30 protein-coding genes are annotated in these 26,375 nt (G+C 62.6%); 16 read left to right on the forward strand and 14 right to left on the reverse strand.

What is annotated here, in order from left to right; all coding sequences use genetic code 11:
• The first annotated feature begins 42 nt into the window (after window positions 1-42).
• The 5 genes from BM222_RS15115 to BM222_RS15135 all read left to right on the forward strand — a co-directional run bounded on the left by BM222_RS15115 (window position 43) and on the right by BM222_RS15135 (window position 4,313).
• Entirely contained in the window at window positions 43-1,986 is a 1,944-nt protein-coding gene (locus tag BM222_RS15115; protein WP_177243234.1) for an FAD-binding monooxygenase, read from the forward strand.
• A gap of 109 nt (window positions 1,987-2,095) precedes the next feature.
• A complete protein-coding gene (locus BM222_RS15120) occupies window positions 2,096-3,064 on the forward strand; it encodes an SH3 domain-containing protein (RefSeq protein WP_092229027.1) in 969 nt (322 codons plus the stop codon).
• Window positions 3,065-3,225: 161 nt separating this feature from the next.
• Entirely contained in the window at window positions 3,226-3,504 is a 279-nt protein-coding gene (locus BM222_RS15125) for a hypothetical protein (protein WP_177243235.1), read from the forward strand.
• Window positions 3,505-3,724: 220 nt separating this feature from the next.
• Complete coding sequence (locus BM222_RS15130; protein WP_092229029.1) at window positions 3,725-3,910, forward strand: hypothetical protein; 186 nt, start codon at window positions 3,725-3,727, stop codon at window positions 3,908-3,910.
• 25 nt (window positions 3,911-3,935) lie between these two features.
• A complete protein-coding gene (locus BM222_RS15135; protein WP_177243236.1) occupies window positions 3,936-4,313 on the forward strand; it encodes a hypothetical protein in 378 nt (125 codons plus the stop codon).
• Between the two features lie 18 nt (window positions 4,314-4,331).
• On the opposite strand, the gene BM222_RS15140 is transcribed toward BM222_RS15135, so the two are convergent.
• The 3 genes from BM222_RS15140 to BM222_RS15150 form a co-directional block, all read right to left on the reverse strand.
• Window positions 4,332-4,544 carry a hypothetical protein gene (locus BM222_RS15140; RefSeq protein ID WP_244547138.1) on the reverse strand — a complete coding sequence of 71 codons (213 nt, stop codon included), beginning with the start codon at window positions 4,542-4,544 and terminating at the stop codon, window positions 4,332-4,334.
• Window positions 4,545-4,629: 85 nt separating this feature from the next.
• Complete coding sequence (locus BM222_RS15145; RefSeq protein WP_092229030.1) at window positions 4,630-4,974, reverse strand: DMT family transporter; 345 nt, start codon at window positions 4,972-4,974, stop codon at window positions 4,630-4,632.
• Between the two features lie 203 nt (window positions 4,975-5,177).
• Window positions 5,178-5,843, reverse strand: coding sequence for an O-methyltransferase (locus tag BM222_RS15150; protein ID WP_092229031.1), 666 nt, complete (start codon window positions 5,841-5,843; stop codon window positions 5,178-5,180).
• A 98-nt stretch (window positions 5,844-5,941) separates the two neighbouring features.
• On the opposite strand from BM222_RS15150, the gene BM222_RS15155 reads away from it, so the two are divergent.
• Window positions 5,942-6,586, forward strand: a complete 645-nt coding sequence (locus tag BM222_RS15155) for a TetR/AcrR family transcriptional regulator (protein ID WP_092229032.1) — start codon at window positions 5,942-5,944, stop codon at window positions 6,584-6,586.
• Between the two features lie 83 nt (window positions 6,587-6,669).
• Window positions 6,670-7,482 carry a pyridoxal kinase gene (pdxY, locus tag BM222_RS15160; protein WP_092229033.1) on the forward strand — a complete coding sequence of 271 codons (813 nt, stop codon included), beginning with the start codon at window positions 6,670-6,672 and terminating at the stop codon, window positions 7,480-7,482.
• Between the two features lie 8 nt (window positions 7,483-7,490).
• Here pdxY and BM222_RS15165 read toward each other — a convergent pair whose 3' ends face one another.
• A complete protein-coding gene (locus BM222_RS15165; protein ID WP_092229034.1) occupies window positions 7,491-8,828 on the reverse strand; it encodes a hypothetical protein in 1,338 nt (445 codons plus the stop codon).
• On the opposite strand from BM222_RS15165, the gene BM222_RS42100 reads away from it, so the two are divergent.
• Entirely contained in the window at window positions 8,827-9,117 is a 291-nt protein-coding gene (locus BM222_RS42100; RefSeq protein ID WP_244547139.1) for a hypothetical protein, read from the forward strand. The genes BM222_RS15165 and BM222_RS42100 overlap by 2 nt on opposite strands.
• A 192-nt stretch (window positions 9,118-9,309) precedes the next feature.
• Window positions 9,310-9,456 carry a hypothetical protein gene (locus BM222_RS41080; RefSeq protein WP_177243237.1) on the forward strand — a complete coding sequence of 49 codons (147 nt, stop codon included), beginning with the start codon at window positions 9,310-9,312 and terminating at the stop codon, window positions 9,454-9,456.
• Between the two features lie 32 nt (window positions 9,457-9,488).
• Here the strand turns inward: BM222_RS41080 and BM222_RS15180 are convergent, their stop codons facing one another.
• Both BM222_RS15180 and BM222_RS15185 read right to left on the reverse strand, forming a co-directional pair.
• Window positions 9,489-9,839 (reverse strand): zinc ribbon domain-containing protein YjdM, encoded by a 351-nt coding sequence (locus tag BM222_RS15180; RefSeq protein ID WP_092229142.1) that lies wholly within the window; start codon window positions 9,837-9,839, stop codon window positions 9,489-9,491.
• A 77-nt stretch (window positions 9,840-9,916) separates the two neighbouring features.
• On the reverse strand, window positions 9,917-10,750 hold the full coding sequence (locus BM222_RS15185; RefSeq protein WP_092229037.1) for a PhzF family phenazine biosynthesis protein: 834 nt from the start codon (window positions 10,748-10,750) through the stop codon (window positions 9,917-9,919).
• A 187-nt stretch (window positions 10,751-10,937) separates the two neighbouring features.
• On the opposite strand from BM222_RS15185, the gene BM222_RS15190 reads away from it, so the two are divergent.
• From BM222_RS15190 to BM222_RS15200, 3 genes are all read left to right on the forward strand, one after another.
• Entirely contained in the window at window positions 10,938-11,213 is a 276-nt protein-coding gene (locus BM222_RS15190; protein ID WP_092229038.1) for a hypothetical protein, read from the forward strand.
• A gap of 25 nt (window positions 11,214-11,238) precedes the next feature.
• Entirely contained in the window at window positions 11,239-11,892 is a 654-nt protein-coding gene (locus BM222_RS15195; protein WP_092229039.1) for a cell envelope biogenesis protein TolA, read from the forward strand.
• Window positions 11,893-12,050: 158 nt separating this feature from the next.
• Entirely contained in the window at window positions 12,051-12,560 is a 510-nt protein-coding gene (locus BM222_RS15200; protein ID WP_092229040.1) for a GDSL-type esterase/lipase family protein, read from the forward strand.
• A 125-nt stretch (window positions 12,561-12,685) separates the two neighbouring features.
• Here BM222_RS15200 and BM222_RS15205 read toward each other — a convergent pair whose 3' ends face one another.
• The gene (locus BM222_RS15205; RefSeq protein ID WP_143105966.1) at window positions 12,686-13,165 is read right to left on the reverse strand and encodes a helix-turn-helix transcriptional regulator; all 480 of its coding nucleotides are present in this window, start codon (window positions 13,163-13,165) and stop codon (window positions 12,686-12,688) included.
• A gap of 102 nt (window positions 13,166-13,267) precedes the next feature.
• Entirely contained in the window at window positions 13,268-13,591 is a 324-nt protein-coding gene (locus BM222_RS15210) for a hypothetical protein (RefSeq protein ID WP_143105967.1), read from the reverse strand.
• A 237-nt stretch (window positions 13,592-13,828) separates the two neighbouring features.
• Between BM222_RS15210 and BM222_RS15215 the strand changes: the two genes are divergently transcribed.
• Complete coding sequence (locus BM222_RS15215) at window positions 13,829-14,266, forward strand: hypothetical protein (protein ID WP_143105968.1); 438 nt, start codon at window positions 13,829-13,831, stop codon at window positions 14,264-14,266.
• 683 nt (window positions 14,267-14,949) lie between these two features.
• Here the strand turns inward: BM222_RS15215 and BM222_RS15220 are convergent.
• Together BM222_RS15220 and BM222_RS15225 are read right to left on the reverse strand one after the other, a co-directional pair.
• The gene (locus BM222_RS15220) at window positions 14,950-15,684 is read right to left on the reverse strand and encodes a TetR/AcrR family transcriptional regulator (protein WP_092229044.1); all 735 of its coding nucleotides are present in this window, start codon (window positions 15,682-15,684) and stop codon (window positions 14,950-14,952) included.
• Window positions 15,685-15,928: 244 nt separating this feature from the next.
• Window positions 15,929-16,834 (reverse strand): AraC family transcriptional regulator, encoded by a 906-nt coding sequence (locus BM222_RS15225; protein ID WP_092229045.1) that lies wholly within the window; start codon window positions 16,832-16,834, stop codon window positions 15,929-15,931.
• A 295-nt stretch (window positions 16,835-17,129) separates the two neighbouring features.
• On the opposite strand from BM222_RS15225, the gene BM222_RS15230 reads away from it, so the two are divergent.
• Both BM222_RS15230 and BM222_RS15235 read left to right on the forward strand, forming a co-directional pair.
• Window positions 17,130-17,753 (forward strand): hypothetical protein, encoded by a 624-nt coding sequence (locus BM222_RS15230; protein ID WP_092229046.1) that lies wholly within the window; start codon window positions 17,130-17,132, stop codon window positions 17,751-17,753.
• 795 nt (window positions 17,754-18,548) lie between these two features.
• Window positions 18,549-19,055: a hypothetical protein gene (locus BM222_RS15235; RefSeq protein WP_092229047.1), complete on the forward strand. Its 507-nt coding sequence runs from the start codon at window positions 18,549-18,551 to the stop codon at window positions 19,053-19,055.
• An 83-nt stretch (window positions 19,056-19,138) separates the two neighbouring features.
• Here BM222_RS15235 and BM222_RS15240 read toward each other — a convergent pair whose 3' ends face one another.
• The 3 genes from BM222_RS15240 to BM222_RS15250 form a co-directional block, all read right to left on the reverse strand.
• A complete protein-coding gene (locus BM222_RS15240; RefSeq protein WP_349509857.1) occupies window positions 19,139-20,242 on the reverse strand; it encodes a hypothetical protein in 1,104 nt (367 codons plus the stop codon).
• Window positions 20,243-20,388: 146 nt separating this feature from the next.
• Window positions 20,389-21,048, reverse strand: a complete 660-nt coding sequence (locus tag BM222_RS15245; protein WP_092229049.1) for a phasin family protein — start codon at window positions 21,046-21,048, stop codon at window positions 20,389-20,391.
• Window positions 21,049-21,123: 75 nt separating this feature from the next.
• On the reverse strand, window positions 21,124-21,639 hold the full coding sequence (locus BM222_RS15250) for a ParB N-terminal domain-containing protein (RefSeq protein WP_092229050.1): 516 nt from the start codon (window positions 21,637-21,639) through the stop codon (window positions 21,124-21,126).
• A gap of 167 nt (window positions 21,640-21,806) precedes the next feature.
• Between BM222_RS15250 and BM222_RS15255 the strand changes: the two genes are divergently transcribed.
• Entirely contained in the window at window positions 21,807-22,370 is a 564-nt protein-coding gene (locus BM222_RS15255; protein WP_092229051.1) for a type 1 glutamine amidotransferase domain-containing protein, read from the forward strand.
• A 180-nt stretch (window positions 22,371-22,550) separates the two neighbouring features.
• On the opposite strand, the gene BM222_RS15260 is transcribed toward BM222_RS15255, so the two are convergent.
• On the reverse strand, window positions 22,551-26,315 hold the full coding sequence (locus BM222_RS15260; protein WP_092229052.1) for a vitamin B12-dependent ribonucleotide reductase: 3,765 nt from the start codon (window positions 26,313-26,315) through the stop codon (window positions 22,551-22,553).
• Window positions 26,316-26,375 lie beyond the last annotated feature (60 nt).

The following is a 26,375-nucleotide window of genomic DNA, read 5'->3' on the forward strand; positions in this document are numbered from 1 at the left end:
TACTGACCAATATCCAAGAAGACGTCAACGGGAGAGGTGCTGATGCAATTCCATCTCAATGGATTTCAGCCGGGCGACCCTGAAATCGCCGATCCCGCAGAGCGCGTTCAAGGCGCGGGCGCTGCGGGAGCTGTGCCTGACGAGGTTGACGTTCTCATCGTCGGCTGTGGGCCCGCGGGCCTGACGCTGGCGGCTCAACTCGCGCAATTCGGCGACATCAAGACCTGCATCGTCGAGCAGAAGCCTGGCCGGCTCTCCGTCGGCCAGGCCGATGGCATTGCCTGCCGAACCATGGAGATGTTTCATGCCTTCGGCTTCAGCGAGCGCGTCCTGAAGGAAGCCTATTGGGTGAACGAGACGACGTTCTGGAAGCCGGACGAACGGGCACCGGACAAGATCGTTCGCAGCGGCCGGGTGCAGGACGTCGAGGACGGGTTGTCGGAGTTTCCGCACGTCATTCTCAACCAGGCACGGATCCATGACGGCTTTCTCGACGTCATGCGCAAATCACAGGCCAAGCTCGTGCCGTATTATGGCCGGCGTCTGCTGGATCTCGAGGTCGATCCGGCCGCTGGGCCAGCCGATCATGCGGTGACGGTCCGGCTCGAACGCGTCGATGAGGGCAGGGTCGAGACGATCAAGGCGCGCTACGTCGTCGGTTGCGACGGCGCGCGCAGTACGGTGCGCAAATCGATCGGCCGCGAGCTACATGGCGATTCCGCCAACCACGCCTGGGGCGTGATGGACGTGCTGGCGGTGACCGACTTTCCTGATATCCGCTTCAAGGCGCTGATTCAGTCGGCGAAGGACGGCAGCCTGCTGATCATTCCGCGCGAAGGCGGCTACATGGTGCGGCTCTATGTCGAGCTGGCAAAACTCGATGTCGGCGAGCGCGTCGCCAACCGCAACATCACGGCCGATGACGTGATAGCGAAAGCGCAACGGATCCTGAAGCCGCATACGCTCGACGTGAAGGAGATCGCCTGGTGGTCGGTCTACGAAATCGGCCAGCGCCTGACCGACAAGTTCGACGATGTGCCGGAAGCCGAGATCGCGACGCGCCACCCGCGCATTTTCATCGCCGGCGATGCCTGCCATACCCACAGCCCCAAGGCAGGGCAGGGAATGAACGTCTCGATGCAGGACGCCTTCAATCTCGGCTGGAAGCTCGCCGCAGTTCTCCGCAAGCAGTGTGCGCCGGGCCTGCTGCATTCCTATTCGGCCGAGCGGCAGGCCGTGGCGAAAGAACTGATCGATTTCGATCGCGAATGGGCGGGGATTCTCGCTTCAGCAGCGAAAGCGGGGGGCGCTGATGCGGCGAAGACCCAGGATTATTTCGTCAGGCACGGCCGCTACACCGCGGGCACGGCGACGCATTACACACCGTCAATCCTCACCGGCGCGGGCTCGCATCAGCATCTGGCGAAAGGCTTTGTCATCGGCAAGCGCTTCCATTCTGCGCCGGTCATCCGGCTTGGCGATGCCAAGCCAGTGCATCTTGGCCACGTGGGGAAGGCCGACGGCCGCTTCCGCATTTATGCGTTTGCCGGTGCCGAAGATCCGACCGCGGCTGGCTCCGCCGTTCGCTCGCTCTGCAATTTCCTCCTCGAGGCCAGGGGTTCACCGCTGAAACGATATACGCCTGAAGGTGCCGACATCGATTCCGTAATCGATCTGCGTGCGGTGTTTCAACAGGGCCATCACGAGCTTGCGATCGGGGCGATGCCAGCCCTGCTGTTGCCGCGAAAAGGCCGGTACGGCTTGCTCGACTACGAAAAAATGTTCTGTCCGGACCTCAAGGGCGGTCACGACGTCTTCACGATGCGGGGCATCGATCGGAAGACGGGCTGCTTGGTCGTTGTGCGGCCGGATCAATACGTCGCGCAGGTGTTGCCGTTCGACGATTTTGCTGCGCTCGCAGCATATTTTGACGGCTTCATGCTGCGGGTGAGCCGACACTTTGCCGTGCCGATGAATGGCGGATGAATATTGAACTGCGCACGCCGCGCATCTCAATCTTTCGGCTGATACGGCGCTTGCGCACGGAACGCTTTATTCCGCTTGCGCGTTCCGCCTCTCAGAGGAGGACTTCGCCATGAGATTGAGAACCGCTTTAGTTGCCGCATTGCTGCTCGCGCCGACGGCCGCATTGGCTGCGCCCGGTATCGTGACGGTCTCGACCGGCCTGCGCGCCGGCCCGGGTGCGGGCTTTCCACTGGTCGATCGCGTCCCTGAGGGCGCCCGCGTCAACATTCATGGTTGCCTGCGTGGTGATGCCTGGTGTGACGTGAGCTTCTCCGACGACCGCGGCTGGGTATCGTCGCAATATCTCGAATATCTCTACCGCAATCACTACGTCTATCTGCCCGACTATGCCGACGAGATCGACGTGCCCGTCGTTCCGTTCGTGCTGAGCTCGTATTGGTCGAGCTACTACGAGGGCCGTCCCTGGTATCGCCGCCACGCCTATTGGAATAACTACTGGAGCTCGCATGAGCGCTTCGCGACGCGGATGACGCTCGACCCGCACGCCGCTCGTATCGGGCGTGCGGCGACGCGTGACGCTGCGGTCGCGCTGGGCCGCGAAGGCGTCCAGGGCAAGGGCAACGTTAACGGCGCCGCCGCGATCTCCGGGCGTGATGCCGCGACGGCACGGCATGACGCAGCCATCACGAAGCGCGACGCTGCAGTGACGGCCGACCGGGCCGGCGCCGGACGAAGCGAGCGCATTGCGCATGAGCGAACAGCCGTGCAGGGACGCAATCCCCGTGATGCGCAGGCGCGTATGATGCACGAGCCGACCGCTGCCCGGGCCGCAATGCGTGCGCAGCCGATGGCGCGTGCACATGAAGCGCCGCACATGTCGGCTGCGCCGGCGGCCCGGCCCGCGATGTCGCATATGGCCCAGCCGAACGTCAGTCATGGTCCGCCGATGAGCGCCCATGCGCAGATGCCGGCGCCGCGTGCAGCTGCACCTGCTGCGCCGCATCCCGGCGGCGGCGGTGGCGCTCCGCACATCAACGCCGCCCCGCACGGTGGAGGCGGCGGTCACGAGAAGCACTAGCATTCCTGAAAAGCCCGGCCTTCGTGCCGGGCTTTTTGTTGCGCAGGTTCCGTGCGCGTACAATTTAAGAAAGTTCTTCGCGGGCAGATTTCAACGATCGTAACATGTATACTCAAAGGTGTAAGCATCCACTCGGGGCAGCGGGGCTACGGGAGGATGAGATGAGACAGAGCCAGGCGGACTCGCGCCGCCAAAATGTCGCGAAGCGTTCGATGACCAGGGAGGTCAAGCAACTGGCCGGCCTGATCGCCGGCTTGCGTAAATCCCTCGATGGCATCCACAAGGAGCGGGCGAGCACCAAGCTTTCCGGCGCCGAGATGGGCCTGCTCGACGAGCGCCGCAACAATTTATTGCTTACCATTGCTGCCCTGGACGACCGTCTGTCCGCGGTGCAGGGTTTGATCGATCTCGGCCGCCCACACCTCATCCGCGTTCACTGAGCGGATCGCGGGCCCTATCGGCTCCGTCGCGGCGGCGACGGACCGGGGCTCGGCTGCTGCTCTGCGTGGCATAGCGCATAGTAGACAGATTCTCTCGCTCGACGGAACCATGCAGGTGCATAAGGCTGCCGTGGATGGCACCAAATTGCCACGCTCCCGGCGAATTGCCGCCAAAGCCCGCTGCCACCAGGGGAGGCGGGGCGCAGGGTAGCGCAAGGGGATGCGATTGGCCTACAAGATGGTCGCAGAACGCGACAATGAGAAGTACAGTTTTGCCCGCGAGAGCCGGTTGCTCATCGTGGCGAAGGCGAAGGTTTGGGCGAGCGAAGGCTGGCGGGTCGTCATCACCGATCAAGACGGCAAGGCCTACGAGCCCCCGGAATTCGATAAGTTGCTGGCTGCGTGATTGCAGGACGGCGTAGGGGACGACATTGAGATCGCTATTTCGACCGGGGCGCGAGGTCATCGCGCCTCTGGTGATTCTTGGGACCGTGGCGGCAGCGAGCGTCGTGCTGACGGTGCCACTTGCCTCCGCGCAAAATCTCGACGCGGGGAAATCGCCTGAAAAGCTCTTCGCCGACGGTTGCATGGCCTGCCATCGCAGCCCACGAGGGCTCGCGAAGGGGCGCTACAGCCTGACGCTGTCCTGGTTCCTGCAGGACCATTACTCGGCCGGCCCCGACACCGCCAAGGCACTCGCAGCCTATCTGGTGTCGGTCGACACGCCGCCTCCCGCTGCTGCGGCGAAGCCCGGCACAAAGTCGTCCCGATCCAAGCCGCATCCGCCCAAACCTGTGCAGGGGCAATAGCCACGGATCCGGACCTCGTTAGGCGCGCCGATAGGTCTGTTCGATCAGGCCGTCGTGCACGGCGCGCAAATCGGCGTTGATCCGCGTGTGTCCGGTCGTGACGAAGGACAGCCAGGCGCCATCGGCGGCGAGACGCACGATCTGCAGCTCCGGCGCAGCGTCCGTGGCGCGATGCCGCCTCGCCCCCGGCGGGGCGAAGCCGAAGGTTTTTCCGGTGAACACCGCGTTCACGTCGGCCCGCGCAGAATTGCCGCGCGATTTTGGATCCGTTTCGATGCGCGCCGCACCTGCTCGAGCAGCTTGGCGTTCGCCGGCGTCAATGCGCCGTCGTCTGCGAGAACAGGTTGATGACGACGACCCCCGAGACGATCAGGGCGATGCCGACGAAGGCCGCGGCATCCAGCATCTGGCGGAACAGCACGAAGGCGACGGTGGCTGTCAGGATGATGCCGACGCCGCCCCAGATCGCATAGGCGATGCTCAAGGGAATGACCCGGATCGCCACCGACAGTGCGTAGAACGAGGCGACATAGAACAGCACCATCGCCAGCGTCGGCCACGGCCGTGTGAACTGCGTGGATTGCTGCAGGAAGGCGGACGCCGTCACCTCGAACACGATGGCGAGGGCAAGCGCTGCATAGGAGGTGAGGGTGGACGTCATGGCGGGCTCGACAGTGGCGCAAAAGATACCGCTCGCTAGGTATGTTGAGTACGCGCGACACAGCTTTGTCGAGGCAGGTATCACCTGTGAGTGACGAGCCTGCGACAGGATGGGACCGGTGGGCGGATGAGGGCGCGAACGCCAGGCCACCGCGCGATGAATCACGCGATGGCCCGAGGTGTCACAGAGCTTTCGATGCGCTCCTAATTGATCCGCACGGAAAGTTCGACGTCCTCTGCGAACGGCGTGGACATGTAGCCGCTGTCAGGTGCGCGCACGCGCGCCAGATAGTCCGGGCTGAAGCCGGCGTTGTCGGCGACGATGATCGCGCCGGGTTTCAGGCGGGCTTCGACAAGATGGAGGATCTCAGGGTAGAGCGCCTTGGCGCCATCCAGCAATACGAGACCGATCTGTTCGGGCAGATCGGTGCTCAACGTCTTCAGCGCATCGCCTTCGCGAATCTCGACGAGATCGATCAGTCCGCCGGCCGAGAGGTTCTCGCGCGCCCGCGCCGCCTTGGATGGTTCGAACTCGCTGGTGATGAGCCGGCCGCCGCCATTGTCGCGCAAGCCTGCGGCCAAATGCAGGGTCGAGATGCCGAATGAGGTGCCGAACTCGACCATCGCCCTCGCTCGGGAGCTGCGCGCCAGCATGTAGAGCAGCCGACCGGTCTCGCGCGAGACGGCCAGCGGTGCGTCCTTCAGGCGTGCGTAGAGGTCGCGGTAGTCGGTCTTGCTTCGCATCATCCTTGCGCGGTCGGCGTCGCTCAAATCGGCGACGGCGGCTTGCGTGGCGCCGTCTGCTGCTTCGGCCTGGCTGAACAGGCGATCCAGCAGCGGCGCAAGCGATGTGATGGTTGGGGTGGCCATTGGGTGTCTCCAGAGTTTGTGGCGAAGCGGGTGCTTGCGTGCGAATTGAAATACGACTAATTCGTCGCATTTCCTATTCGCATTCCCCAGGGCGTCCCATGGCCGACCGTCGAAGTCGTTCGATTTCCTCACGAAAACAGCCGCAACAGGCCCGCTCCAATGAGCTGGTGGCGGCCATTCTGGACGCTGCTATTCAGGTCCTGGCAAAGGAGGGCGCGCAGCGTTTCACCACCGCGCGGGTGGCTGAGCGGGCCGGGGTGAGCGTTGGCTCGCTCTACCAATATTTTCCAAACAAGGCGGCCATCCTGTTTCGTCTGCAAAGCGACGAGTGGCGGAGCACGAGCGAGCTCTTGCGCGGCATTCTCGCCGACCGTACGAAGCCGCCACCGGAGCGACTCCGCGCGCTGGTCCACGCCTTCATACGCTCAGAATGCGACGAGGCTGCGATCCGTGGTGCGCTCAGCGATGCCGCACCGCTTTACCGTGATGCACCCGAGGCGCAGGAGGCGCGCGCAGCGGGCGAGGGCGTCGTTGCGGTCTTCATGCGGGAGGCGCTGCCAAAAGCCCTGGAGGCGACACGCGAGCTCGCCGGGGAGCTGATCAAGAGCACGCTGGGCGAGGTCGGAAAGCGGTTCTCCGAGACGCCGCGCAGCGAGGCGGAAATCAAGCGTTACGCCGACGGGATGGCCGACATGTTCTGCGCCTATCTCGATGAGCTTGCGCGACGCGGACGTCATTCCTGACATCCGCGTTTGCTGCCAGTAGCGTTGGGGCAGGCCAAGCTCTACGCTTGCGCCGCGGCGCGATTGCTTTTAGGGACCTCTGCATGCTCGTCATCTCCATTCAAAGCCAGGTGGTCCACGGCCATGTCGGTAACAGCGCTGCGGCCTACGCCATGCAGGCGGAGGGCGTGAACGTCGCCGCCGTGCCAACGACGCTGCTGTCGAACCACCCGCGTTATCCGACCCTGCGCGGGCGCGTGCTCGATGCTGAGCTGGTCGCGGATCTGCTGAGGGGTGTCGAGGAGCGAAACCTCGTCGATGAGGCCGCGGTGCTTGTCACCGGCTATGTCGGCTCGCCCGACAATGCTGTCGTCGTCGCCGACTTCGTCGAACGCGCGCTGTCGCGAAACGCGAAGCTCGTCTATCTCTGCGACCCCGTCATCGGTGACGACGGCCGCGTCTATGTCGCCGATGGCATTTTGGGCGTGCTGCGGCATCGCCTATTGCCTTCAGCGCATTTGGTCACGCCGAACCAGTTCGAGCTGGAGTTGCTCTCTGGCGCCAAGATCGCGGACACGAATGGCTTGCGGAGCGCAGCTGCTGCACTTGCGGCACACCGCCGGATCGACGTTGTCGCCACCGGCTGCACACTGCTTGACACTCCGGCAGGACAGGTGGAGACGATTTTGTGCGCCGACGGGCAATTGTCGCGTTTTGCGACCCCGCGCGTGCCGATCAGCCCCTACGGTACCGGTGATCTCCTCACCGGCCTGATTGCGGCGCACCTCGCCAAGGGCACGGCGATCGAGGCGTCGGTGCGGCTCGCGGTCGAGACGATCTTCGCGGTGCTCGTTCGCACCCAGCAGTCGGGATCGGCCGAGATGCGTCTCGTGCCGTTGCCGACGTCAGGTCCATAAGAGCAGGATCACGTCGTCCGTTTCCTTCCGGCTGACTGTGCCGACTTCTGCGATTTTGCCGGGCTCTTCTGCTCGCGTGCGGCCTGGGCCTTCGGCGGCCTGGCGCTCGCCACGGTGCGCGCTCTTTTCGATTTGGTATTGGCGGCTTCCCTACGGTCGGTCGCAACGCCGCGCTTCGAGATGTATTCCGCGCCGTCGATCGGACCCACATGCGGCGGATCGCGACCGAGATAGGGCCGGCCGATGCCGAGCGCCTTGCCGTTGGCATCGACCCATTTCCACAACACTTCCGTTGAGGCCCAGCGTTGCGCGCGGTTGTTGCCCTGGATGCTGACGATGTCGGCCGCCATGCCGTGGCCATAGCCGCCGCGGAGACTGCCGCCGTGATAGGAGCGGTTGGAGGCCGCCTTCAGGCCGCTTGCAATCTCCTGGCGGTAGTCGTCGCGAAACGCGCTGGTGATGCCCGGCGACAGGCCGGCGGCTTCCGCTGCAAGCAGCATGTGAAACAGCTTCTGCTTGAAGCTCTTGTCCATGCCACCGATCACGTACTCCATCAGCGGCATATTGGCGTGTGCGGCCGCCTTCGGATCTTTCCAGGAAAAATCCTCGTCGACGAGTTTCGTGAAGCTGCGCATCACCGTGACCATCTTGCCCTTGCGCCTGATGGTGACGGCGCGGCGGTCTTCGACCTTGATCGAATCTTCCTTTGGCGTGCGCTGATAGAGCGCCCAGAGATAGCGGTCGATGCAGGCATCCATGGCGAAGCATTCGTCGAGCACGGCCACGGTATCTGCGGGCGGCGGCTTGCTTTCGGCCACAGGCCCGCTTGCGATCGCGGCGGGTGACAGCGTGTCTTGTGGCACGACATCGCCGGGATCGGCGGAGGCGAGCTGGATCGCCGGCGCCTGGGCAGGTTCAGCCGCGGCTTCGCTTGCGACGGGCACAGGTTCAGCGGCTTCGCTCGTGACAGCAGGCGCAGGTTCGGGCGCGATCTGAGCGGGCGTTGGGCCCGCCGGCACGATGTCGGCAGGATCGGCCGTGGCGATCTGGACGGTGGGGGCGGGCGCTTCGGGCGGTGACGCTTCAACCGTCACCACACCCGGCGTCGTGGGGGCTGCGGCCGCGATATCGGCGGTCAGCGCGATGCCATCGTCGATCGTCGCAGCGCGCGGGATATCAGCGAGCTCGAGGCGGCTGAGATCCTCGGCGCGGGAAACCGCGGCTGCATTGGCGCCGCTATTCTCGATCAGCGCAGGGGCATAGGCGGAGAAGGAGAGCGCCAGCCAGCCGACCATCACGGCCGACGGGCACGAGACCGCCACAAGAAGAGACCGCCGATCATTCATGATCCCTGCCTCCAAAGGTTCGCCAACGAACCAGATTGCACAGCCAAGTACGCGGTACGTCAATTGTTCGGTGGACGATGCGGCAGTGCAATGGTGCAAATGCCCCAAAACCGGCTTTTCCAGGCCGGTGTTGCCGGAATGCAACTACTGGTTCCCGCCCCATGGGGGTACGACCAGCAGCAGAGTCGGCGCGGCAGCGGGCATCGCGCTGGCGATCATTGAAGTCATCGACGCTCTCGGCACCCACCTTGTCGCGAAGCTGCCATCACTTGCCAGTGCGTTGAGATAACGCACCACCAGTGTCGCGCATCGATGCGCGGAATGAGAATCCGTCGGCAGAAAAACCTGCGGTCACGCGCGATTTGCGTACCGGCGCTCGCAACGAGTGTGATCTCTTTAATAGTTGTTTTGCAGATCGCGGCGCTTGATGCGGGTGCCGCATATTGGCGGCCAAGAAATCTTTTTCATAATGGAGTTCGTCATGCCTGTTGTGCAAAAGGCTGTTGTCGCCGCCACGTCGCTGCGTGAGTTCGTCATCCGTCACCTCGCGCTGTTTGCAGCCGCCGCGCTGTTCGTATTCGTGCTGAGCCTGACCTATGGACTCGATCTCAGCCCCGGCTTCTTCTGAGCGTCGCGGCCGGCCTCAGCCGCCGGCCCGCGTCACGCCTTCTTCACGAATTCCGACTTCAGGTTCATCGCGCCGATGCCGTCGATCTTGCAGGCGATGTTGTGGCCGTCGGTCGCGTCCTGCAGGCGGATGTTGCGGACCTTGGTCCCGCCTTTCACGACCGACGAGGAGCCCTTGACCTTGAGGTCCTTCATCACGATGACGCTGTCGCCATCGCTGAGCGCATTGCCATGGGCGTCGCGCACGCCGGCATCCGCGGGCGCCTCCGCGGTGCCGCCAGCCGTGGGGCTCCATTCATGGCCGCAGTCCGGGCAGATCCAGAGATCGCGGTCCTGATAGGCGTGCTCCGACTGGCACGCGGGGCATTTGGTGGCGTCGTTCATGATGAGTCTCGTCTCGCAGCTGTCCTTGCGCGGCGCACCGTAGGGGCCAAGCCGGGGAATGCAAGGAAAACCCGGGCTCACGATTCCATGAACCGTGCCGTGCCCGAGATCAGGATCGAGCTACCTTTGGCCGCGCCGATCTCGGCGCCGATCAGCGAGCGCGCGCCCATGTCTTCGCCCTGGATGATGTCGATGGCGCCGCCGTGCGGCCAGCCGATGTCGCGCAAATAGCCTGCGAACGCCGCGGCGGCGGCACCGGTGGCGGGATCCTCGACCACGCCGCCGGCGGCAAAGGCATTGCGCACGTGGAACAGGCGCGGTGTCTCCACCGTCACCAGGGCGATGGTGACCAGGCCCGCTTGTTGCATCAGCGCGCGGCCGCGATCGAAATCATAGCTCATGCGCGCGAGCGCATCGCGCGATTTCAGCGCCAGCACGACATGATCGGCCCCGCCGTGGATTCTTGCGGGCGGGAGACCGGGATCGAGATCGGAGGCCGCATAGCCGAACAGGTCGAGCAACGCATCCCGCAAGCCGGCATCGAGCGGCGCGCTACGCGTCGGCGGCGATTGCAGCGCGGCCGCGATGGTGTCGCGGTCGCGCCGTCCCGATACCGAAATGACCGCATCGTTCAGATGCAGCCCAAAGCTGCGATCGCCGTAGCGGTGCGCCAGAGCCGCGCCGAGCGCGATGGTGGCGTGGCCGCAGAACGGCACCTCCATGGCAGGCGAAAAATAACGCACGCGCCAGGACCCGCCTGCCGGCGCGGCAAAGGCGGTCTCGGAAAAGCCGACCTCAGCCGCGATCGCCTGCATCGCCGCCGCATCGGGCAAGGCGTCGCCGATCCAGACGCCGGCGGGATTGCCGCCGATGTTGCCGTCGGAGAAGGCTGCGATGCGGAGAACTGTCATGAGGTCATCCTGATGTTACGGCGGCTTCAGAGCGCAACCAAAACCAATCATTCCGCGGGCTGTCGATGGGTCTCGCGTGCGCTCAACTATCCCACAAACAGCGCGGATGATCCGAGAAAGTTGAAGCTGAATTTGCTTGCCTTGCCGCGCGTCCTCCCGCACTCTTTCCCGCGAAGGAGATCAACGCATGAAGATCATGACTGTCGCCTGTGCGCTTGGAACCTCCCTGGTGCTGCTGGGGTCATCAGGTGCTGATGCGAGGGCGCGGAAGCCCGTCGTCATTCGCGCCCCACAGGAACGGCTCATCGTCACGGCGGCCGTGCTGAGGCCGACGCCGTGGGATTACAATGTCGTTCCGCGCTATCGTTATCGCCCCGAAGACGATCGCGTCGATCCTTACGGCCCGCCGCTGGTGCCGTCCTATATTCGTTATGAGGGATGGCGCTGGCCGTATTGGTGGTAGCGAGCGGCCAGCCGCAAAAGGCGACATGCCAAGAAAGCCATCAAGAAAGCTGAAGACCTATCGGACCTCGCTCGGCTTCTACGACCAGGCGGTCGCCGCACCCTCGATGAAGGCGGCGCTGGACGCCTGGGGCGCCAAGTCCAACCTGTTTCATCAGGGCATCGCGAAGGAGACCGACGACCCCGACATCGTCGCGGCGACCATGGCGGCCCCCGGTGTCGTGCTCAGGCGCCCGGTAGGATCGGATGGCCCATTCAGCGAGCACGCCGAATTGCCGACCGATCTCGCCGGCGACGAGGACAAGCCGAAATCCAAGTCTGAATCCAGGCTTAAATCAAAGAAGCGGCCGATCAAGAATCCGGCCAAGGGTGCGGCGAAGTCCGGGATCGACGATCGACAAGCGCGAGCGGCCGCCGCGGCCTTCGCCCGGGAAGAGCAGCGACGCGAAAGCGCGCGCCGCAAGGAAGAGTCCGCCCGCGCCAAGGCGCGCGCGCGCCGGGACAAGGCGGTCGCTTCCGCGCAGGCGGCGCTGGACAAAGCAAGGCAGGACCACGAGGCCCGGGCGGACGCGATCGAGGCCGAGCGCGCTGCGCTGGATGAACGTGCGGCGGCGGAACACGCGCGTTGGGACAAGCAGCGGATCAAGCTCGAGCAGGCGGTTCGTCGCGCGCGCGAGTAGGGCGCGCTGTTCTAGCGCTCCTGTACTTTCGTCGCAGCTTCGCGCGGCCCCGGGATGTTGCCAAACGCGGGGCGATGGCGAACATTGGTCGCCGATCTGGACCCTGGCATTTGGTTTAGCCGCGATCGATCCGATCCAGGAAATGGGGGGAGCTGGCAATGAAACGTTTGAGCTTGCGTATTTTCGTCCTTGCCGTTGAGGCCTTCGTTGTTGCCTCGATCCATCCAGCATCCGCGCAGATCGTGGCCCTCGGCCATAGTGCGGTTCACGGCAACGTCTCGGAGTCCGAGATGTGGCCGGCCGTGTTGGAGCGATTGCTGCGCGCGAGAGGGTCCCAGGTTCACGTCACCAATGCCGGCGTCTGGGGCGAGACCACCGAAGCGACGCTGGCGCGTACGCCGAGTGCCGTCCCCGATGGGACCAGGCTCGTCATCCTCTGCGACAACCCGGCCAATGACGTCAGGCACAATATGAGCCCGGTCAAGGCCATGCAGAACATCGCCGCCATCAAGAGCCAGTTGAAGGCACGGGGCATCCGGGTCATCGACGTCTGGGGGACCTACATGTCGATCTGGCGCCAGCCGGACAATGTCGGCCGCGACGGCCGTCATCTGAGCGTCGAGGGCAACAAGAAGATGGCCGCGGCGGTGGTGGGGATGGTGAGGTAGGCCTTCGCGGAGACGGAGCGGACTCGAATTCGGTGATGATGATTGGCGCCGGCCATCAAGCGCGAGCCGGTCGGGCGCCGCTCTTTCCGGGCGAGAAATCGACCGCGCAGGATATTGGGCGTGCTTTAGCCCTTTCGGATCAGCCGCCATCGGCCCGGCGTGGCACCAACGGCCGCCGCGAAAGATCTCGTGAAGTGGCTCTGATCGGCGAAGCCGCATTTGACCGCGATTTCCGTCAGGGACAGCGTTGACCCGAGCAGTAGGGCCTTGCTTTCCTCGATGCGTTGATTCATCAGCCATCGGTGCGGCGGTGCCCCAACGCTAATCTTGAAAGCGCGCGCGAAGTGGGCTGCTGACAAGCCGCATTCGCCCGCGATCTGTGCCAAAGAAATTTCGCCATCCAGACTAGTTCGGATGAGTGTCTTCGCGGTCCGAAGCTGCCATGGCGCCAATCCGCTGCGGCAAGGGCGCTTGCCGGGTCGGCTGATCGCATAATTGCGGAGGAAATGAGTATTGAGAGCCATCGAAACATAGCCGACGAACAGCTCGTTGGCCTCTTGAGGTCTCTGCAAAGCCGGCAGCAGGCAGCGCCCCAAATGTGCCACGACTGGATCGGAAATATTCGCGCCGGCTACGACGTCATATTGAAGGCGCCCAAGGTCAAGCTCGGCCCCCAGCTTGCTCAGCGCATTGTGCGGCAGATAGAGCTATAGGAAGTCGAATGGATCATGAAAGTGAATGATCGTCTCGCATCGTAGATCGTAGATGGTCGTCTCGTCTTTCAAGGCGCCCTTGCGTATGTGCCGGCCGTCGACCCATATCTCGCCTCTCTGATTCTGGAGCCGAATGCAAAGCCCAAAAGCCTCGTCGGGAGTGGATGGCAATGTCGGCTCACCAACCGGCCCGGAATACGTTATCCAGACGGCGGCAAACGCAGCTTTCTCCAGCGATTTGACAGTTCCCGAGTTCGGCTGCCGGAGCATGGGAAATAGCTTCGCAAAGCGATCTCCGTAGCGGCTAGCATTGGTCACGGTCCGCTCCCAATGCGCCTACAGAGCCGATTGCTACAGACTGCGAGCGGCCATGCCGCCGCAGCATTTCCTCGCAGGCGCGATTTGTTCAACCTTGGTTCAAGATGTTCAAGCGCAACCGGGCGGATCCGCTTAGAGTTCGGCAATACGCCCATTGCCTGGGCAGCATTGATGTATTTCACACAGATTAAACCGTAGGCGCCGGTGCGGACCAACCTAACCTTCCTGGAAGCCCTCGTGCGCGCGGCTCGCTCTCGCTTCGCCATGTTGCTGGACCGACTTACTGAATTGCAGGCCGGGACGCGCGCCCCGAGCGGCCGGATTTCTCGTGACTCCAATCCGGGCAACCGCGGGTACGTTCTGGCTGGTGCAGCTGAGGATTTGACCGCCATTGTCACGGTGATGGACCGGATGGTCGGCGAGCTGCTGCTAGAGTCGACGCGATCTCTGGCGTCTGTCGGACAGATGTCCAGTAACGTCCGCCAGGTCAACTTTCGACAACGGCGCTTGCTGGGCGGCCGGAAGCAGAGCGATCCGTCGGCCGCTGTTGCCGATGAAACCGTGAGGCGGACGACGTGCTTGATGATTTCGCTGCTGGAGGTCGTAACCACATTGGAAGAAGCGGTTACGGAATTGCATCCGCTCAAAGCCGCAGAAAGGGCGGACAATCGGTAGCAATCACTCCGGTGATCCGAAGGTTGCGCCAATCTTACATCCGCGTTCGGTCGAACGCGCATGTTGGGGAGGGGACGCGAGCGCCGCCCGCGGGGCCGTCGGTCAGCGGCGATGGAGGTCATTCGCCCGCCTCGACGGCGATAGAAATCGCGCTCTGCTCGTTCGATAGCGCTCTGTAGATCGTTCCTCCGAGACAGGCTCCGATGAGCCATTCCCAGTCTCCCGGGGTTCAAGATCAGTCCATAGGCACCCAACAGAGACAATCCAATAGACAGAATACCAGATAGCGCGAGAGCAATCAGCGCCCGTGGGTCCAGACCCCGTCGTAATTGAACGCCCCATGATAGAGCTTGGGATGAGCACCGTATTGACCGGCGCGGGAACGTCGCCGCTCTTGGATGAATATCCTCTGTCTCCAACGTTTGTCGGCGCAAGCCCGCACCATCGCGAGGCGATCCGACCGGCGCAAACATGTCATATCTATAACGATTGATAAAATACTTTTTTACGATCGATAAAGATATTTTACAAGCATGTTTTTCCGAGGCCGCGAATGGACCTTGTCATGCTTTCGCGCAACTAAAAGTAGATTTGACCGGCCAAGCCCCGAGCGCCGGAAATTGTGGGCTGTTTCTGCTGGGTGAAAGCTAGAAGCGCAGCAAAAAGCGCGATCGAAAAATGGGCTAGGTGCCTGATTTTGCCGTGACCGGCTTGGTGGGGAGCCGGATGGTCGGCTGGTCCGTGCCTTCGAGCCCAAGTCCGCCAAAAACCAGCTGTGCGATCGTCGCTTTCGCAGAATCGAAATCCGCCTCTTCCAGCTGCCTTTTGCCCTTCATGATGAGCATCTGGCTCGAGAAGTCGGCATAGGCCTGGGTCATTGCCCAGATGCAGAAGAAGAGATCCACCGCGCTGATCGAGCGAATGGACCCGCTCGCCGCCCATTGCTCCAGCGTCGCGACCTTCTCGAGCAATAATGGAGTTGAGACCTTCTCGATGAAGCTGCCGATGAACTGTGCGCCGCTGATGATTTCGTTTGCATAGATGCGCGATAGATGAGGGTGATCTCGCGAAAAATCGAGCTTTTTGTGGATATAGCGGATGAGGATGGTCTTGATGTCGGACGTCATGTCCAGATTGTCCATGTCCCGCGCCCACATATTCATCGCGCGTTCCAGCACTGCGCGGTACAGATCCTCCTTGTCCTCGAAATAGTAGTATATGTGGGGTTTTGCGATCGATGCCTTCTTGGCAATCAGAGCAGTCGTCGCCCCGCGGTAACCGAAATGCCCAAATACGAACTCCGCTGCATCAAGGATCTTTTCTTCGACGTCAGGGCCCGGCACAGCAGCCTTGCGGCCGCCTTTTGGCGCGCGGCGGATACGAAAGAGTTTGAGCTTGTCGGCAGACGTGGGAGCCATGGGGCCTCATCGGGAGCCTAGCCTCCGCAAGGAAGGCTGAAAGGAAATGTTTGGATTGGGATCGGCGATTCCGAACGGAGGTTGCTCTTCCCATTCAGTATTTTCAAGCGGTTAGGCTGGGCATGGCAGGATCGAATAGCTTTCGCGCACAGAGGCAGTGACGTTCTGTGCTGACGCATCCTACTTTTGAAGCCGATTCATGCGCAGAGGTCGATCGGGCAGATGATCCGGCGACGGCGCCATATCAGGTACTTCGAGCCAAGCGCCAGCGGCCTGGAGTCGTTCCGGTCCTGGCGGAGAAGGCTCTCGTGAAGTGACTTTGATCAGCAAAGCCGCACCTGATTGCGATTTCAGTGAGCGACAATGACGATCCGATCAGCAAAGCCTTGCTTTCCTCAATGCGCTGATCGATCAGCCAGCGATGTGGCGGTGTCCCTGTACTGACCTTGAAAGCGCGGGAAAAATGCGCTGCCGATAGACCGCATTCGCTGGCGATGCGCGCGAGAGAAACCTCACCATCGAGATGGGCGCGCATCGTGTCTTTCGCGATCCGAAGTTGCCACGCCGTCAATCCGCTGCGGCGCAAGCGATCAGGCGCCAGGATGCTGGTATACTTGTGAAGGAAATGGGTGTTGAGCGCCATCGCAACGTAGCCGACAAACAGCTCGTTGGCCTCATGCGGCCTCTCGAGCGCTGGCAACAGGCTCTTGCCAAGATGCGTCACGATCGGATCGCGGATGGTTGTACCGGTCCCAACGTCGAACTGGACGCGAGGTGCATCGAGCTCGGTTGCAACGCCACTCAAGGCGCTATGCGGCAAATAGAGATAAACAAAGTCAAATGGATCCTGGAAGCGAACCACGGTCTCGCATCGCAAATCGTAGATGCTGGCTTCATCCATCAACGATCCTTTAGGTGCATGGCGCCCGTCAATCCATGACTCGGCCCTTTGATTGCGCAATCGCAGACAAACTGCAAATGCCTCATCCGGAGGAGAGGGCAGGGTTGGATTGCTATCCTGGCCGAAATGGGTCAGGCGCACCGCCGCGAATGTTCCCTTTTGCAGGGATTTGACCAGTCCCGTACGGGGTTGCTCGATCATCCCGAAGAGTTTGGCGAGCCGGTCGCCGTAAAGTCCAACGTCATTCATGCTTTTACACTCAACGCGTCACCGGCAATGACTGCTGCCGGCATTCTCTGAAAATCAATTTTAAGTTGTGGCGCCCAGGTATGGTGCGGGCAGCGCCCAGACGAACACGTTCTCGCGAGTCCGACAAGCTCGGGCCGGCCTTGTGTTCGGCATCATACGAATTTTGTTTACTTATCTTTGTCGGATCGGTTTTCGAGGCGTGCATTGATCAATCGTGGCTCAAGACGTTCAAGCGCTTTGTTGTAGGCGCACCTAAAGTTGCGTCGCCATTAGCGCATGGCGGCCTCTGGAGCAAATGATGTACTTCACACTCATCAGGTCGAAGCCTGCATCGGAATCGATGCAGGCCAACCTGTCATTGCTGGAAGCGCTTGTTAGAACCGCTCGATTGCGGTTCTCGACGTTGGTGGCCCGACTTTCCGACCTGCACAATCGATCTTTGGAGTTCGTGCTTAGGGAGAGCGTCGATAACTCGGGCGTTCACAATGGGTATGGAGATAGCCTCGCCTGTGTCGCGCGGGATACGATTGCCGTCATCAAGGTGATGGATCGGATGGCCGACGAGCTCTTGCTCGAGTCAAAGCAATCGTTGTCGTCAGTGGGATACCTCTCGGGCAATGTCCTCGACATAGCCTTCGCAGGATGGCGCCTGCTTGGCGGGCGGACCTCGAACGATCTCCGCGCGGTTGCTGTCGAGGAGAAACTCCGGCGGATGCCGCGCCTGGTGATCTCACTGTTGGAGGTGGCCACGATCCTTGAGGGGACCGCCACAGACCTGGTGGCAATCGTGGAGGGCAAAACGACCGAGGGGGAAAATCGGGTCCCGAAAGATCTCTGTTTCGTTGCATCATCTGCCGATCGCGGTCAGAGCGATCTTGCTCAGCCTCAGTCCAGCTGCGACGCCCTCGTCCAGACGTAGAGAGAAATGCGCGCTTGGTCTGCAGCCGGGCTGCGATGGTGGAGCGCACGCGAACCGCTACAGGGCCGAAGCTGGGTTGAAGCAAGCCTCAAAGCGAGCTTCGATGACGGTGAATGAATTTGGCGCACGGTCTTTTCTTCATCGCTTATCCGGCCAATCGATAGCGGCCGCTGCAACACCGCCGCTAGCGTTCCTAAGCGATTGGTCATTGGATCTGGATTGGCGCGGCTTCCTGCCATATTGGACATCTCATCTGACTGAGTTTGTGCATGCAAAGGGGTCGTTCGAACACTGTGCGCGTGGGGAAAGACAGCACCTGACGTCGACTTTGAGGCGGCGGGTGTCGGACCAAAAGCTTTGCGATTGGATCCGCCGGCATTCCCCGAGCTTTGGGCGTCGGGCAGTGGAGGACTCGAGCCATCGGGCTCATCACCAGCCGCAGACGGACGCACCGTCTGCATCTGTACTCTCTGCGAATCTGTCGCTGATCAATGCGAGTCCGCGGGGCGAGGAATTCATCGACAGGGCTTGTGAGAGTGCGGGCTTGCGAAATCGGGATTTGACCCCCCGAAAGTGAGACCGAGGGAGGGATGCGTGCACTGTCACCGCAATCCCAAGCGCGACCAGGAGAGGTTGCGCGACGATCAATCGCTTATCGCTGCGTGCAGTGTTCGAGGTCGAGAAAAAATGGCAAAGCTGCGACTGTCAACGATTCATCGAGGTGGAATGCTACTTACCCCCGTAATAAACACAATACTGTTTTGGGGTTCTGGGTGCGTATTTGGAGGACCATCAATGGCAAGTGTCGAACAATTGCACAGACGGCAAGGCGTAAACCTGGTTCAGCTCGAAGCGGACATTGCCTCGGTACGCTCGGGAAGTTCTCTGACATCCATTGCTTTACCTGATTACGTCGAGCACACCGAAGGCGTCACGCGCGTCGGCGCCCTCAGTGCGGAGGCGGTCATTCGCGACTATGAGTCCGCTGCAAAGGAGATCGAGGCCATGGGCACCGAGTTGATCGACGCCGCGCAAAAGTGCGAGGCGCTGACAGCTCAGGTCCATGATGCCATCGCCTTCATGCGGGAAACGGCGACGGGCTATCGTGAAGAGGGGCGGAAGATCTTCAAGCGCATCGAAGAATGCGCGCTGTTCACCGAAGACGTCCGCAAGACATGCGAACAGGTCAAACGCAGAATGGCCACGGTCTCGGTCGGCCCGTCTTCCGATGAGGAGCTTGCACCTGATGGCTCCGAGTTGACCGGGATCGCCGCCAAGGTGACGATGAGCGAAGTCCGGTGAGACGGGCATAGGTTCGCGGGGTGGGCGCGGCGCAAGTGCGCCTTTGCCCACCCCGCGGCGCTAAAGGCGGGCGCTTTGCGGGCTCACCAATCCGGATCGCCGTAGGGGTCGCCCATGTAGGGCGGCGGCATCCAGGGTCCTCGCGGCGGTCTGGGCCGCCGGGGTGGTGGGGGCTCTGGCACGTGCGGCCGCGCACGCGCAGCCGCATCATTGGTCGCACTGCGCACGGTGGGCTTTGCGGCCGCAGGCGCGGATGACGTCGATGGAGCGCTCAGTTGCGTCTGCAGCGCGTGGACCTGCGCTGCGAGGCGCGCACTCTCTGCCGCATCCTTCTCCTGCGCGGCCTTGAGCTGCTGAATGGAGTCGGCCTGCTCACGCAGGGTCTGTTCGTTGCGGCTTTTCAACTGCTCGAGCTTGCCGTTGATGCTCGCAAGCTCGCTCGTGATGGACTTGAGCGATTGCGCGAGATCGGTCGATGACGCCTCGGGCGCGGTCGTGCCGGACTTCGGGGCGCTTTCGGTTTCCTTCGCGACCGGCGCTGCGGGCCCCGGGTTCGACTCGTCCGCAGCCGCCAGCAGCACGGGCGGCGGCTGCGCCGGAGTATCCGGCGCGGAGGCTTGCGGGGGCTGGCTCGCAACCGGAGCCCATCGTGCCATGATCGACCTGCTGATCGATTTGGCCTCATCGCGATATTGCGAAGCGAAGGCGGCACCGAGAAGCCCGATCGCCAGCATGAGGCCGACCAAGGCGCGCATCATGGTCCGATCTCCCTTCAAGCCTTGATCGCGCGGCTTGGTCCTCAGGATCTTGGCATTGGGAATCCCGGCATCCGGCGTCGGCGCCTTGTTTCCGGCAGTTGCAGCTGCCGTCGCGCTGGCGTGCGAAGCCCGCGGGGCTTCGCTGTTGTGTTCCATTCCGGAAACCAGCCGGTCCAGCCGCGCAAGGTCTTGCTCAGCGCTCTTGATCCGGTCGTAGGCCCGCGTCAGCCCGTCGTCGGCGCGCGCCTCGCCCGGCTTCGCAGCATCGGGATTGGCAGTATCGGGATTGGCGGGATCGCGATTGCCGGCATCAGGCTTCCCGGTATCAGCCTTCCCGGTATCAGGCTTACCAGTAGCAGCCTTGGCCGTATCAGGCTTGGCAACATCAGGGTTGGCAACATCAGGGTTCGGGTCGTTCGTGTCAGGCACCGATGCGCTCTCCATCCGGTCGGCGTCAATGGGATGGCAGTCCGATCGTTGGAAGGATAGGTCTCGCCGCTGCCAGACACAACGCACGTGCAAAGGAAAAATTATGGCGGGCTCGGCTCCGCGCCGTCGGAATACGCCGGCTGTCGCTAGTGACGTGTCGCGCGGACTTCGCGCGTGGTCTGGGTGAGCCTGGTCACGAATCTCTCAAAGTGCATGAACGTTTGTCTGGTCATTCGTTCGTGCAACCCGGCGATCTCGCGGGATTCGGCGGCGAAGGAGTCACACGCCTGTTTCGCGTACTTCATCTGAAGCTCGAAGGCCTCGACGGGTGAGCGCGCGGCCGCGAGCTTTCCCAGGAACGTCCAGGTGTGCTCAAGGGAGTTGCTGATGTAGCGGCTATAGGCATCGGCAATTGCCTGGGGACTGGCCTGCGAGGGTTCCACAGGTGCGACGGGGGCGCTGGCAACGATCTCCATCCGGGTTGGCAAGGCTGCAGCCGAGGATACCTCCGCGCTGATCTGTCGGGTCGCCTCGACCTCTTGCCTGTTTTCTTGCTCCTGCTTGTTCCCCTGGCTGATCTCCGCCTCGGCATCCGGCGATTGATGGGCTGCAGTTGCGTGTTGCTTGTCGGCCCCGGTGTCTTGCCCGGCCTTCTTTTTCCCGCCGCGCCGGCCGGATTTTCCCCCAGACTTATTTTTGACCGAACTCAACATTGCAAATGGCTCCTCAATATCGCTGAAGCCGCAAGCCTCCGTCGCGTTTGCGCTGAAATCGCGATTATCAGACGTCGCTTGAGTGGCCGCCATGTGGTGAGATTTTGCCTGAGACGGGCGGCTCGGTCTATCAACCATCAGGCGAGCTGATCGCCATGATCGCAGCAATCAATAGCGCCCGCCGCTGCTCTTTTGCTGCGTGATCCAGGCCGACAATGTTTTCGGTGGCGATTTCGCAGTCCGGCCCGGTGCTGCCTTCGGATTATCGCGGACGCCCTTCGTCGGACGGGTGCGCGGCGCTTCCGTTGCGTTGACGCGCTTCGAGGCATTTGCCGATGCCTCTGCGGCTTCCTTCTCCAGGCGCAGTTGTTTCAAGCGCGCCATCTTGATGCGCTCTGCCTCGACTTCGGGGCGTTCGGCGAGCTGCGGCTTGTGTTGAGCAAGCTCGGCCGTGACCAGGACACCGAGAATGGTCGTCTCGCCGAGCGCCTTGCAGGCTTCGAGCCGATGCAGTCCCTCGACCAGAACGAGGCGGTCTCCGTCGCGTCTGATGGAAATGGGCGCCTGTTGTCCGATCTCCATAATACTTTCCGCGACCTCCGCGACGGTCTCGGGCTTGATGGCCTTCTTCTGCTTCGTGGGAACGAAGATCTTCTCGATCGGGAAGCTTTCCGGTTTGGGCATGATCTCACTCCGCTTCTACCGGGCCCGTCGGAACTCATGCCGACGGGGTTGGGAGTTTAGAGGGGAAGGGCTCGGCCGCAAAGGTAATTTCGGCGGCGGGCGTGTGAGGAACGAAATGCGAAAGTGTTCGATTGACTGGCATCATCTCACGCTCAAAGGAGACACCGATGGAACTGTCCGGGAAGAAGATCGCGATTCTGGCGGCCAACGGATTCGAGCAATCGGAGCTCGAAGTGCCGCGTGATGCCCTCAAGGCTGCCGGTGCGACTGTGGAGATCATTTCGTTGCAGCCTGGCGAGATCAAGGGCTGGGACAAGAAGGATTGGGGCCGCTCCGTCAAGGTCGACAAAACTCTCGATCAGGCCGCTGCCGACGACTATGACGCGCTCGTGCTGCCCGGCGGCCAGATCAACCCTGACCTGCTGCGTGTCGAGCCCAAGGCGCTCAGCTTCATCAGGAGCGCCTTCGATGCCAAGAAGGTCGTCGCCGCTGTCTGCCATGCGCCCTGGCTGCTGGTCGAGACGGGGATCGCGAAGGGCCGCAGGATGACGTCCTACAAATCGATCAAGACCGACGTCGCCAATGCCGGGGCGAAGTGGGAAGATGCGGAGGTCGTCGTCGACCAGGGCGTCATCACCTCGCGCAACCCCGGTGACCTCAAGGCCTTCAGCGCAAAGATCATCGAAGAGGTGAAGGAGGGACGTCACACGCAGCGCAGCAGCGCGGCGTAGATGCGATTGCAGTGACGGTGCATTTGATTGACGCTTCAGCCCCGCTGCAGATCGGGAGGTAGCGATTTAGTGCACTGTCACCGTAATTCAGGGGCCATCCCCGGCGTGGATCATCCTTGTTCAGAAGAAAGGCCGCACAAAGTGCGGCCTTTCTAGCTTGATGACACTATCTATTGATGCTCACGAACACCCCGTCGTGCTTCCGCACGTGTCGCACTTCATGCACGTCCCATTCCGCACCAGCGTGAAGTTGCCGCACTCGCTGCACATCTCGCCCTCATAGCCCTTGGCTTTCGCTTCGGCGCGGCGTTCGGCCTTGGTGGGGGCGGCGACTGACGCGGCGCTGCCGGCCTTGCTCCACTGCAGCGCCTCGAGCTTCTCCGTGGGGGAGAGGTCGTGGTTGGCTTCCTGCTTCAGGGCGACGGCGCCTTCGATGGCGTCGCCGACGCGGGCAGATGCGCCGTGGGCGAGGGCCGTGATCTTGCTGCCGCCCGACGGTGCGCTGTCGTTGCCCTGGGCAATCGCGGCGCTGCCGCCGCGCATCACGACGAGGTTGTCGGTCCGCGAGCGGGTGAGGCCGCGCGAGACCAGCTTGGTCGCGTGCTGGGTCTCGTCGGGCTCCTTGCCTTCCTCGACGCCCTTGCCGAGCGCGTCGAAGCCGGTCTCGTTGGGATCGACATGGGCGAGATCGAAGCGCGACATGTAGCTCACCGCGAGCTCGCGGAAGACGTAGTCGAGGATCGAGGTCGCGTACTTGATGCTGTCGTTGCCCTGCACGGGGCCCGCCGGCTCGAAGCGGGTGAAGGTGAAGGCATCGACGTACTCGTCGAGCGGCACGCCGTATTGCAGACCGAGGGACACCGCGATCGCAAAATTGTTGATGAAGGAGCGGAGCGCGGCGCCTTCCTTGTGCATGTCGATGAAGATCTCGCCGAGACGGCCGTCGTCATATTCGCCGGTTCGCAAGTACACCTTGTGGCCGCCGACGACCGCCTTCTGGGTGTAGCCCTTGCGCCGGTCAGGCATCTTCTCGCGCTCGCGCATCACGATGATGCGCTCGACCAGCTTCTCGACGATCTTCTCCGAGACCTGGGTCGCGCGCGCGGCCATCGGCTTCTCGTAGAGCGCCTCGACCGCATCGTCCTCGTCATCGTCATCGCTGATGAGCTGCGAGTTGAGCGGCTGGCTGAGCTTGGAGCCGTCGCGATAGAGCGCGTTGGCCTTCAGCGCCAGTTTCCACGACAGCATGTAGGCGGACTTGCAGTCCTCGACCGTCGCGTCGTTCGGCATGTTGATGGTCTTGGAGATCGCACCCGAGATGAAGGGCTGTGCGGCTGCCATCATGCGGATGTGGCTCTCGACCGAGAGATAACGCTTGCCGATCTTGCCGCAGGGGTTGGCGCAATCGAACACGGAATAGTGCTCGGCCTTCAGGTGCGGGGCACCTTCCACCGTCATCGCGCCGCAGATGTGGACATTGGCCGCCTCGATCTCGCGCTTGGTGAAGCCGACGGCCTGGAGCAGGTCGAAGCCCGGGGCCGCGATCGCCTCGGCACCGATGCCGAGCTGGTCGCGGATGAACTCTTCGCCAAAGGTCCACTTGTTGAAGGCGAACTTGATGTCGAAGGCGGTCGGCAGCGCCTTCTCGACCTTGGCGATGGCTTCATCCGTGAAGCCTTTTGCCTTCAGCGTCGAGGCGTTGATGCCGGGCGCGTTGGAGAGCGAGCCGTGGCCGACGGCGTAGGCTTCGATCTCCGCGATCTCGCTCTCGCGATAGCCGAGCGCGCGCAGCGCGGAGGGCACCGCACGGTTGATGATCTTGAAGTAGCCGCCGCCGGCGAGCTTCTTGAACTTCACCAGCGCGAAATCAGGTTCGATGCCGGTGGTGTCGCAATCCATGACCAGGCCGATCGTGCCGGTGGGCGCGATGACGGTGGTCTGGGCGTTGCGATAGCCGTGCTGCTCGCCAAGCGCGAGCGCCGCATCCCAGGCCGCCTTGGCATGGGTGACGATGTCCTGTTGCGGGCAGGAGGCGTGGTCGAGCGGCACCGGGTTGACGGAGAGCGCCTCGTAGCCGGAGGACTCGCCATGCGCGGCGCGGCGGTGGTTGCGGATGACGCGCAGCATGTGCGCGGCGTTCTTCTTGTAGCCGGGGAAGGTGCCGAGCTCGGCCGCCATTTCCGCCGAGGTCTTGTAGGTGATGCCGGTCATCACGGCGGTCAGCGCGCCGCAGAGCGCACGGCCTTCCTTGCTGTCGTAGGACAGGCCCATGGTCATCAGGAGGCCGCCGATATTGGCGTAGCCGAGGCCGAGCGTGCGGAACTCGTAGGAGAGCTCGGCGATCGCGCGCGACGGGAACTGCGCCATCATCACCGAGATTTCCAGCACGATGGTCCAGAGCTGGCAGAGGTGCTCATAGCCCTTCACGTCGAACTGTTTTGTCGACGTGTTGTAGAAGGTCAGCAGGTTGGCGGAGGCGAGGTTGCAGGCGGTGTCGTCGAGGAACATGTATTCCGAGCACGGATTGGACGCGCGGATGTCGCCTGACGCCTTGCAGGTGTGCCAGTCATTCATGGTGGTGTTGAAGTGCAGGCCCGGGTCGGCCGACGCCCAGGCGGCGTAGCCGATCTTCTCCCAGAGGTCGCGCGCCCTGAGCGTCTTCGTCACCTTCTTGGAGGTGCGGGCGTTCAGGTTCCAGTCGCCATCGGTCTCGACGGCGCGGAGGAAGTCGTCCTTCAGCGAGACCGAGTTGTTGGAGTTCTGGCCGGAGACCGTGAGGTAGGCTTCGCTGTCCCAGTCGGTGTCGTAGACGTCGAACTGGATGTCCTTGTAGCCCTGTTTTGCAAATTGGATGACGCGCTTGATGTAATTGTCCGGCACGAGGCTGCGACGCGCGAGCTTGATCTCACGACGCAGGGCAGGGTTCTTCTCGGGGTCGAAGCAATCGTCGCCCGAGCCTTCGCAGTTCACGCAGGCCTTCAGCACCGCCTTGAGGTGCTTCTGGTTGATCTTGGAGCCGGTGACCAGCGCAGCAACCTTCTGCTCCTCCTTCACCTTCCAGTCGATATAGGTCTCGATATCGGGATGATCGACGTCGACCACGACCATCTTGGCGGCGCGGCGCGTGGTGCCGCCCGACTTGATCGCGCCGGCGGCGCGGTCGCCGATCTTGAGGAAGCTCATCAGGCCGGACGAACGGCCGCCGCCGGAGAGCTTTTCACCCTCACCGCGCAGGCGGGAGAAGTTGGAGCCGGTGCCGGAGCCGTATTTGAACAGGCGCGCTTCGCGGACCCAGAGATCCATGATGCCGCCTTCGTTGACGAGGTCGTCGCCGACGCCCTGGATGAAGCAGGCGTGCGGCTGCGGGTGCTCATAGGAGGACTTCGAGCGGGTCAGCTTGCCGGTGAAGGGGTCGACGTAATAGTGGCCCTGGCCGGGGCCGTCGATGCCATAGGCCCAGTGCAGGCCGGTGTTGAACCATTGCGGCGAGTTCGGCGCGACCATCTGCATGGCGAGCATGTAGCGGAGCTCGTCGTAGAAGGCCTGCGCGTCTTCGTCGGAGGAGAAATACTTGCCCTTCCAGCCCCAATAGGTCCAGCAGCCGGCGAGGCGATCGAACACCTGCTTGGCGCTGAGCTCGCTGACATAGCGCTCTTTCTCAGGCAGTGCTGCGAGGGCCTCGGTGTCGGGCACGGAGCGCCACAGGAAGGAGGGGACGGATTCCTCCTCGACCTTTTTCAGGCGCGCGGCGACGCCAGCCTTGCGGAAGTATTTCTGGGCGAGCACGTCGGAGGCGACCTGCGACCATTCGGCCGGGACCTCGACGCCGTCCATTTTAAACACGACCGACCCGTCGGGATTCCGGATCTCCGACGTGGTCAGGCGGAACTCCATTCCCGCATAAGGTGACTGTCCTGCCGTGGTGTGGCGCCGCTCAATCCGCATGGTCTTGCCCCGTCCTTTTCTTTGACCTGACCGCCCCGCGTTGAAGGCGTCCGGGTCGCT

This window comes from Bradyrhizobium sp. Gha (assembly GCF_900113735.1).
Lineage (GTDB): Bacteria > Pseudomonadota > Alphaproteobacteria > Rhizobiales > Xanthobacteraceae > Bradyrhizobium.